The organism is Vibrio sp. 704 (assembly GCF_033339295.1).
The window spans coordinates 1-1,677 of the sequence record NZ_JAWOUH010000060.1 but is presented as its reverse complement, the minus strand read 5'-3'; the positions used below and the strand labels follow the sequence as shown (position 1 = coordinate 1,677).

General features: G+C 43.9%; 2 protein-coding genes. One reads left to right on the top strand and one right to left on the bottom strand.

What is annotated here, in order from left to right; all coding sequences use genetic code 11:
- The coding region (locus tag R7R24_RS24380) for a helix-turn-helix transcriptional regulator (protein WP_318119683.1) at positions 1-779 on the bottom strand (779 nt) is incomplete at its 3' end.
- Between the two features lie 122 nt (positions 780-901).
- Here R7R24_RS24380 and R7R24_RS24375 point away from each other — a divergent pair.
- Positions 902-1,677 (top strand): sulfite exporter TauE/SafE family protein (locus R7R24_RS24375; RefSeq protein WP_318119680.1); only part of this gene is annotated, 776 nt, incomplete at its 3' end.

Sequence of the window (1,677 nt, the reverse complement as noted above, 5' to 3'; positions counted from 1 at the left end):
GAAAAGTAACGCGTGGGTGAATCGCCATAGACCCGACGAAACATCGCAATAAAGTTACTGGGCGTCGAATAACCTAAAGCATGTGCAATATCTCCCACCGATTCCCCTCGAGCTATCATTTCTAATGAATGTATTAGCAGTACTTGTTGCCGCCATTCACTAAAACTCATGTTTAACTCACTTCGAATCAATCGTCTTAACGTCCGAGATGAGACTGCCCCAATATTGGCCCAATGCTCTACAGAATGCTTGCTGTTTGGGTCTATTAAAATTGCTTGAGTAACTTTTTGCAGTCTCGGATCTCTGGGCAGTGGGATGTGGAGTGACTCATGAGGGCTATTGACGATTTCATCGGATATTACGGCAAGAATACGTAAAGACTGTATGGATAGATCGTCTGTTTTGCTCCATATCGATGCTCTAACCGATAGGGCTTTCAACACATCGCTCATTTGGATAACACAAGGTCCCATTGGAAACCGCTCACAACTCTCTGGAGTAAACAGTAATGAACGACCTTTCAGAGAACCACAAAAATAAACACTGTGCATCGCACCCGGGGGGATCCAACCAGCTCGGTGAGGTGGTAGTATCCACGTTCCTTCATCGGTTTTTACCTGTATTAGCCCTTCATCTATACACAGTAACTGGCCTCGATGATGACTGTGCCAATTATGTGGCCGTTGATCCAAATGGTTGAAGTCGCTCCTTTCATGCTGCCACTCCTTAACGATCAGTGCGGCGCCATTTTTCCATTCGCTGTAATCAGAGTTTGTCACTTTATTTACTCAATTCCATTTTGGCCATTATTCATTATTTTCTGTCCTCTTAACGTTACCATAGCAAGTTAGCGTTCGAGTAACATTTTAGCAACGACCATTTTATCGAAGGCAGAACCATCATGAACGAACCTATCTTTATTATCTATTACATTACGGCAGGCTTGGGCATTGGCTTTCTCGCAGGACTAGTTGGTGTGGGTGGTGGTGGAATGGCCGTCCCTATTTTTGCGTTTCTATTTTCACTACAGGGAATAGCTGATACGGAAGTAGTGCATCTTGCGTTAGGGACATCAATGGCTTCGATGATTATTACAACATTGGGCAGCATGCGCGCTCACTACAAAAAAGAGAATGTAGACTCGACAATGGTAGGAAAAATGTTGAGCGGAGTTCTAGTCGGAACATTTTGCGCCACATTCGTAGCATCGTATCTACAAGGCGTCTATCTGGCAGGCTTTTTCAGCGTATTCATGTTGTATGTTGCTTATAAGATGTTTCTCAACACTGAAAATGAGTACAATCCGAACCCACATGGGGCTATCGGTAATATCACTGTAGGCTCGGTGATTGGCTCTGTATCAGCACTTGTCTCTATAAGCGGTGCGGGGTTGATCATCCCCTATCTTGTCCAGCAAAATTTTGAGGTAAAACGTGCTATTGGTACCTCTGCTGCGATAGGTTTCCCTATCGCGCTGTCAGGAAGCCTCGGTTACATGTTAAACGGATGGGAAAATACAGATTGGAACAACTTAGTCTTAGGATACATATACCTTCCTGCAATGATCAGCTTCTCCATTAGTAGCTACTTAACTACTAGCCTCGGCGTGCGTTGTGCAGCGTATTTCCCAAATAAAGTTCTTAAGAAAATCGTTGGTATTTTGTGTGTTCTTCTAAG